The following is an 8,105-nucleotide window of genomic DNA, read 5'->3' on the forward strand; positions in this document are numbered from 1 at the left end:
ACCGACGCCCCGGCCGCAGGGCGGTACAGGGACGCGACGGAGAAGATCGCGGGCCGCGACCGGAGCGTCGTCACCGACGCCCTCGGCCTGCTGTTCGCAGTGCTGGTCACGGCCGCGAGCAGCAGTGTTGGCGCCGCAGGAGTGTTGGCGCCGGCACCACCCGGTCGACCAGGGGGTCCACCCAGCCACCCAAGCGGTGGGCCGTGGAGCGGATACGTGGGTGGCCGGTGTTCCCCACGCCGAGCCGGTCGGCGCGGATCCTTCGCGGTGCGGCTGCTCGGTCAGTTCCCGAACGCGATCAGGACGCCGTTCTGCCCGGGCGTGAACACCCGGCCGCGTGTGGTCGCGATGCCGGGGTTGACCCAGCCCGCCCAGTCCTCCTCCGCGATCACGTTCTCCTGCGGATGTGGCTCGGCCCACAGCCGGTAGGACCAGACCACGGCGCCGGTGCGCTCGTTCAGGACCACCAGGCGGCCGTCACCGTCCTGGACATACACATGGCCGCCGGCGACGAGGCGGACGGTGGCCGCCTGGCGCGGGCTGCGGTAACTCCAGGCCGTCGTGTACGTCGTCGTGCTGATTGACTTCACGGTTCCGCGGTAGGTCACGTAGACCCGGCCCGGACCGAACGCGGTCGTGGCGTCGGCGGGGAAGGAGCGCAGGACGGCGCCAGTGTGCTGGTCGTAGGCCACGGTCCGCTCGTCGTCGGCGGCCTTGCTGCGCAGCCACAGCGCTCCGGCACCCCGCACGATCGGGTTGCCGCCGAGCGCGGTGAGGTCGGGTACGTCGTAACGTCGCAGTTCCCGGCCGGTGCCCCGGTCCAGCAGCTGGTACGAGTAGTTGTCGAAGCCGAACCACACCCCGAGGTCGTCGACGAGCACGGGCGACATCCCCCAGTCGACGAGGGGAGCCTGCCACAGCTCCGCCCCGTCAACGGCCCGCAGCGCCATCGCCGTGCCGCGGCCGTCCTGCGTGTACAGGACGCCGTCGTACCAGGTGGGCGGGTACTCGCAGATGCCGGAGCCGATGCTGCGAGACCACCGCTGCGTGCCCGTGGCGGGGTCCCAGGCTGTCACCACGCCTCGGCCGGTCTGGGTGTAAAGCAGCCCGCCGCCGTAGGCCAGGGTGGCCTTCGGATCGTTGTCGGCGACCAGTCGCTGGGGCCACAGTCGCTTGCCGGTGGCCGCGTCCAGACCCACGAGTTCCATGCGTGGGCCGCCGGAATCCTCCTCGTCCACTGCGTTGACCACCACGAAGACCCGCCCGCCGATCGTCACCGGCGCGGAGACGGCCGAGCCGAGGTCGACCGACCAGAGCTTCGTGAACGGCGGGGCCGCGGTCGCCTGGGCGACGAAGCTGTCGTGGCGGGCGTTGGCGCGGTACCCCAGTGTGGCGTCCGCCGGTTCCGTACTCGCCGTGACGGATGCGGGTCCCGGGGTCGCCGCGCCTCCCGGACCGACGCCGACGCCGACGGCCAGGACCGCCAGAACTGTCGCCGTCACACAGCCCGATCTGGTCCACACTCGCCTCACAGTGCTGCCCATGAGCCCCCCTCTTGGGTCGTCACTCTGCCCGCGCGGGCGGAGTGGGTGGAGTCGGCCGGTGCCCCGACCGCCGCTTCGGTTACCCAGGATGCCGCGACGTAACTCCCCTTACACCACAGGGATTTGGGCCTCCCTCACGCACCGTCCCCGCAATGGACCCGATGCCGGTGCGTACCGCCGGGGCCGGAACGCGCACCACTGCGCACGCTGTTCTTCGAACAGTGCTCGCACCGCACCGCATGGTCAGCGCCCGCAGCGAACTTCTCCATGCCCAACGACTCCAGCGAAGGCCAGCTCCTTGAAGCGAAGGACAATCTCCAGGGCATGCTCGCCACGATCGCCTTCAGCGAGGAAGCGCAGGCTGCCGTCGACGACGGTCAGACCGAAGGGGACCGGCTGCTGGAACGTCTGGCGGACGTCCTCACTCCGTCCGGAGCAACGCCTCATCAGCTCCTACCGGTCATCGAAGTCCGGCGAGGGAAGACACCACACGTTCAAGCGTCACGTCTGACAGCCCTCAGCGGCTGGGATCGTCCCCAGTTCTCCACGAACGTGACCCGCGCCGCTTACTCCGTCAGTTGTACCTGCCATGGATGCCCGGGATGCACGCGCTCCAGCCACTCACTCAATCGGCTCCGGCGCACCCGGCTCAACAATGGCAGTATCCCGTCAAAGTCCTCCTGATCCTTGGGCCGCGGCTCCTTCGCTTTGAACAGCAGCACCAACTCCGGCATCAGGTAGGGGATCCCGTCCGTCGTCCGCTCGGTGATCGCGTCGTGCGACAGTCGCAGGCTCTCATCCCGCCGACAGATCCACATCCCGCCCTCATGGGGCTCGCGGAAGACGTCCAACAGGAATTGACCACTTGCCGGATCTCGAAGCCAGGTCTGGTGGGTGGCCGCCAGTTCCTCGGCTCCCGCCTCCGCCCAGATCCGTCCCGAACCCACCGCGTCCCACGCGTACTCGGGAAAACGGTTCCGAATCTCCGGGAACCCCGCTTCGGGTACCGCGATCTCCAGATCGCCGTGCGGCCGTGACTGCCCACCGCGGAACAGGTCCAGGGCCCACCCTGCCGCAACACACCAGGGAGTGTGGACCCCACCCAACCGCCCCGCGACCTGCTCCGGCCTCCATGCGTCGGCCCACCGGGCATCCAATTCGTCTGTACCAAGCACAGAGCCGTCAGGCGGCAGGGAGTCGGTCATCGCCACAATTTACTGTCGCAGCCCTCCCCCTCTGCTCGAATACGGGCGGCGGGGCCGGCATTGGGGTCCCGTGCCGCACCGGGGTGCGCAACCGACGTCAACGCTTGCCGTCGTGATTCCAGAGAATGCGGGGGTGGCAGGCGATGCGGCGGGCGCCTTTCGACCACAAGATCGCGGCTGTATGGAAGCGACCGGCTGAGGCGGAGCACGGCCGCCACAGGCGGCCCAAGCCAGCAGGCCCCCTGGCTTAGCTAGTGTGGGAAGCGGCGGGGCGGGCGAGTCACTATGGATTCACGGAACTCGGCTATGCGCGAGTGGACTTGGCGCATCAGTTGGGTGTCCTCGATACGATCCAGGTAGAGGCAGCGGGCTGCCAGGCCCGGGAGGTCGAAGGCGAAGTACAGGGACATCAGCGGGTTCACGAACAGCTCGCTGCCCCGGGTGCGATCAGTGAACCGGACATCGCCGAACGAGCCGCGCACGGCTGCCGCGATGGAACCGTTCACGATGCTGGGGTGCTCCGGAGTGTGGTGCTGTGCGTGCGTCACCGCGTCAAGGTAGAGAGCGCCCTCACGGGTGGCGCGGGGTATCGAGAAGGCGCCGAGGTACGCGCCGTCGCGCTCCAGCGCGGCGATATTCTCCAATACCTGCACGTGGTTCACGCCGTGGTAAGCGTCTACACCGAAGCCGACTGACACGACGAGCCGGGTCGGTATGCCGTCCAGCGCGGCCAGCGCGGCCACGCTGGTCAGGTCCTCCTCGGGCGTGCCGAGCCCGGCTTCGTCGCCGCGCATCAGAATGTCCGTACCGCCGTCGACCAGCACCACGGCGTCGATGCCGTGCAGCTCGACCAGTGCTTGGTAGGCGGCGCGCAGCGGGCGCACCCCCGTCTGGGGGAAGGCATACACGGTGAACGGATAGCCATGCTGGCGCAGCCACTGAGCGAGGGTCCGCTCTGGGAAGTAGCTCTGGTGCAAAGCGGAGTCGGGAGTGACGGCGGCCACGTCGGGGGCGACCCAGTCATCGATCGGAAGGCCGGCGAGTGCGCTGAAGGAGAGGTTCGCGAGATACACCTCCTTGCCCTGGTGCTGGAGGGAGAGAGCCAACGGCAGGCCGGAGTAGATGTCGAAGCCGCCGCCCGCGCCGGCGACGAGGATCCGTTCGGCGTCGGCGAGGCGGGCGAAGAGCGGGTTGGAGTGGAGGGAAGTCATGACGATCATTGTCCGGGGACGGGCCCGCGAACGCTCCCGAGTTCTCCCGCACCGAGGGGCAGGAAGTAAACGGAAGACTCTCACCGCCTGAGTCAACATCAGCGCTGGGACCAGCGAGGGAATCTGACTCAAGGTGAGGGTCGGACCGACTTCGAAGTGATCCGTCGCGGATCAGGGCGCTCTTGTCTCTGACGGAGGCGAACCGATCTCCTTCGCCACGTCCCACACGCGTGCCCCGTCGTCGTACCCCGCGGTGACGATCAGCGGTGGGCCCTGCTTCGGCCGGACCTGGCAGGCGGCGCGTACCCAGCCGTGGCCGCTGAGGATGCCGGCGAGGTCCATGCCCAGGTCGCCGGCGCGCTCGCCGGTGAACGGGTCCCAGACAGCGGTGCCCGGTCCGTCCCCGCCGGCGACGAGGAGCGTACGGTCCCCGGCTTCCGCCTGGCACAGGGCGTACACGGGCCCGACACCGGCCGTGAACGCCCCTGCCTCCTGCGGTGCCTCCACGTCCCACAGCCGGATGACCCCGTCCCAGCCGGAGGAGGCGAGCAGAGTGCGGTCGCCGTCGGACACCTGACACAGGGTCCACACGGCGCGGTTGTGCCCGGTCAGCTCCAGGGCCGCCTGCCCGGACTCGGCATGCCACAGGGTCACTGTGCCGTTGCCGTGCCCGGCCGCGAGCAGCGTTCGCCCGCCCGTACGCACGTGACACAGCGAGAAGATCCACCCCTTCCGGGGGCCGGCGTCGATCGTGCGCACCAGTCGGCCGTCGCGCGGGTCCCAGAGGCGTACCGCGCCGTCCCGGCCCGCCGAGGCCAGCAGGTCGCGCCCCGAGACCCGCAATGTGCACAGCGCGTACACCCAGCCGCGGTGACCGGTGAGGGACGTCACCAGCTCGCCTCGGTCCTCCAGATCCCAGAGCCGGACGACCCCGTCCCGGCCGCCGGACGCCAGCAGGGGCCTGCCGTCGACGTGGACCTCGCACAGCGTACGGATCCAGGTGCGCGAGCTCGTGACGACCGCCGTGTCCTCGCGCGTGCCCGGGTCCGCCACCCGGATCACCTTGCGGTGCCCGGAGTACGCCACGAGTCTTTGGCCGCCGACCGTGACCTCGCAGGCCGCCTCGAACGACGGCCGGAACCGGAACCGGCCGTCCGACCGCCGGACCACCCATACGACGATCAGAACGATCAGAACGACGATCCCTGCCGCTATGCCGCCGATCAACATCCGCCCTCCCCCAAAATCCCCGGAGCCTTCCTGCTGCGCCAACGGACGCGAACCCCAAGGGACTTGATACTTGCGGGTGCGTCGGGCCGTGACCATCGTGCTGTTACGTAGATCGGTTACGTAGTTTCCGCACCCGTTCGCCCGACCTGGACGTCGGGTGTCCCTCCCGCACTGATCGACGGTCACCCGCGTGGGCCCGCGGCTCGCCGTCGACGCGTCGCCTTCGACGCTGTGTGAGATCGCGGACACGAAGCCACGGGTTGTCGGTGGCGTACGACAGGATGTGCGGGGGCACCAACTTCGTGGGGGGAGCGAGGGCATGACGACGGAACGGACACCGCTGGTCGGCAGAGAAGCGGAACTCGCGCGGCTCGACCGGCTCCTGGCTGATCTGGTGGAGGACGTGCCCACCCGCCCGGCGGTGCTGGACGTCGGGGGTGAGGCGGGCATCGGCAAGAGCCGGCTGGTCCACGAACTGTGCCTGGCCGCGACGCGGCGGGGGGCGGCGGTGCTGCGCGGTCGGGCGACGGAGTACGAACGCCACATCCCGTTCCAGCCGTTCACCGACGCCTTCTCCGACCTCGACCCGGAGGCCGTCGAATCCTTCCCGTCGGCCGCCGAGGTCGCCCCGGTGCTCAGCGGCGCTCCCCGCAGCACGGACCGCTTCCTCCTGCACCGTGCCACCGCCGCCCTGTTGACCCACGCCGCGGCGTCTGGGCTGGTAGTGGTCCTGGACGACATGCACTGGGCGGACGCCGCTTCGCTGGAACTCCTCGACCATCTCGTACGGCACCCCGTGCGCGCCCGCGTCCTGCTGGTCCTTGCCCGCCGCGACCGGCAGAGCCCCGCGCCGCTCGCCGCGACCCTCACCCGCGGCACGGAGACCGGCACGGTACGGCGGACGGTCCTGGGCCCGCTCGGCGAGCGGGAGTGCGTCGAACTGCTCACCCCCGACCTGGCCCGCGACGACGCCGTACGGCTCTTCACGGCGAGCGAGGGCAACCCGCTGTACCTGCTGACCCTGCTCCAGGCACACCGCGAGGGCGCGTCGGTGAGCCGGCTTTCCACGACCGGCCTCGGGGCGCTGCTGCTCGACGAGCTGACCCCGCTGACGCCGTCGCAGGGCCGGCTCGTCCAAGTGGTGGCCGCGCTGGGCGACCACGCCACACCCGCGCTGCTCGGCCCGGTGACCGGCCACGAGCCGGGACAACTGGCCGAGGACCTCGCCGTACTGACCCGGCGCGATTTGCTGCGCACCGGCACGCACGGGCGGATCACACTGCGCCACCCCGTGCTGCGCAGCCTCGTCCGCGACGGCACCGACCCGTGGCTGCGCGCCGAGACCCACCGGCTCGTCGGCGCCGAACTCGCCCGGACCGGCGCCCCGCTGGCCGAGCGGGCCCACCACGCCGAGCAGTCACTGTCCGGTTGGGATGCACGGGCGGCGGCCGTGCTGGACGAGGCCGCCGAGCAGGCCGCACACACCGCGCCCGCGAGCAGCGCCCACTGGCTGGAAGTGGTGCTGCGGCATCTTCCGCACACGCCGGAACACGCGGGCAGGCGGCGCGAGTTGATGCTCCGGCGGGCCCGGGCGCTGGGCGTCGGCGGCCGGCTGCGGGAGAGCCGGGACCTGTTGCACCAGGTGATCGCTCTGCCCGACCCGGGCGACGGGACCGGGTCGCGGGCGTCCGCTGTCGTGCTGTGCGCCGTCATGGAGCGCCATCTGGGGCGTTACGCGGAGGCTGTCGCCCTGCTCCGCCGCGAGTTGCACCGCACTGATCCCGTGCCGTCACTCGCCGACCAGGTGGCGCTGGGCCTGGAGCTGGGCTCCTCGGCCCCGCACGACACCTCCTACCCGGCGGTGCGCTCCGACGTGGCACACACCCTGGAGGTGGCCCGCTCCCTCGGGGACGAGACGGGGGTGGCAGGTGCGCTGAGCGTCGCGGCCCTGGGAGAGGCGTACGAGGGGGAGACGGCCGCGGCGGACGACTTCACCCGCCGGGCGGCGGCCCTCGTGGACTCGCTGCCGGACAGCGATCTGACCGACCTGTGCGAGCCGCTGGTACGGCTGGCCTGGGCGGAGGCGTTCCTGGAGCGCTTCGCCGACGCCGAGCGGCACGCCGATCGCGGTCTGGCCATAGCCCGCCGCACCGGCCAGCTCTACCTCCTGCCCCACCTCCTGCTGTGCAAGACACACGTACGCATCCAGACCTGCCGGCTCGCTTCGGCGGTGGAGCTGTCCGAGGAGGCCGAGGACATCGCCCGCGGCATCGGCAGCGACGAACTGCTCGCCTTCGTCCTCGCGACCAGGGCCCACGCCTTGGCCGACGCCTGCCCACCCGGCGACCCGCGACCACTGGCCACCGCCGAGGAAGCGGTCGCCGCAGCGGGTCTGGGGGTCAACTGGTGGGCATCCACCGCTTGGTGCGTACTCGGCTACGCGGCACTCACCGCCGGCGACCCGGCCCGTGCCCGGGAGGCGGTGCTGCGCGCCGGTGGCCCCGACCTGCGGCGGATGCAGCCCTCCATGCGCCCGCTGTTCCTGGAGGTCCTGGTGACCGCCGCCGTCACCATGGGTGACCTGGACGCGGCGAAGGACTGGGCGGAGCGGGCCCACGAGGAGGCCGAAAGGCTCGATCTGCCCGTACAGCGCGCCTCGGCCATGCGCAGCGCCGCGCACCTGCACTTCGGTCTCGGTGACGACAGGGTGGCGGCGGACCTGTTCGTGGCGGCGGCCGATGAGAGTGCCCGCAGCGAAGCGGTGTTCTGGGAGGCGTTCTCCCTGCTCTTCGGTGCGTCCTTGCTGGCGGCGGACCCCGGCGGTGCGCGGCGTGGGCAGGCGGCCTGGCACCGCGGGCGGCGGCTCGCCGCCGCCGGGGGCTGCGGGATGCTGGTCGGGCTTGCCGAGGCGGTCG

Annotated in this window: 5 protein-coding genes; 1 reads left to right on the forward strand and 4 read right to left on the reverse strand. The window is 71.0% G+C overall.

What is annotated here, in order from left to right:
- Positions 1–281 precede the first annotated feature (281 nt).
- The 4 genes from ACWBNA_RS43520 to ACWBNA_RS43535 form a co-directional block, all read right to left on the reverse strand.
- Positions 282–1,502 carry an outer membrane protein assembly factor BamB family protein gene (locus ACWBNA_RS43520; RefSeq protein WP_482710154.1) on the reverse strand — a complete coding sequence of 407 codons (1,221 nt, stop codon included), beginning with the start codon at positions 1,500–1,502 and terminating at the stop codon, positions 282–284.
- Between the two features lie 608 nt (positions 1,503–2,110).
- A complete protein-coding gene (locus tag ACWBNA_RS43525) occupies positions 2,111–2,749 on the reverse strand; it encodes a nucleotidyltransferase domain-containing protein (RefSeq protein ID WP_482710155.1) in 639 nt (212 codons plus the stop codon).
- Positions 2,750–3,000: 251 nt separating this feature from the next.
- Positions 3,001–3,960, reverse strand: coding sequence for a DUF1152 domain-containing protein (locus ACWBNA_RS43530; RefSeq protein WP_482710156.1), 960 nt, complete (start codon positions 3,958–3,960; stop codon positions 3,001–3,003).
- Between the two features lie 171 nt (positions 3,961–4,131).
- Positions 4,132–5,190 carry a WD40 repeat domain-containing protein gene (locus ACWBNA_RS43535; protein WP_482710157.1) on the reverse strand — a complete coding sequence of 353 codons (1,059 nt, stop codon included), beginning with the start codon at positions 5,188–5,190 and terminating at the stop codon, positions 4,132–4,134.
- A 319-nt stretch (positions 5,191–5,509) separates the two neighbouring features.
- Here ACWBNA_RS43535 and ACWBNA_RS43540 point away from each other — a divergent pair.
- Positions 5,510–8,105, forward strand: a 2,596-nt coding sequence (locus ACWBNA_RS43540) for an ATP-binding protein (RefSeq protein WP_482710158.1), incomplete at its 3' end; no start/stop codon positions are given.

Source organism: Streptomyces sp. Q2, from assembly GCF_056820935.1.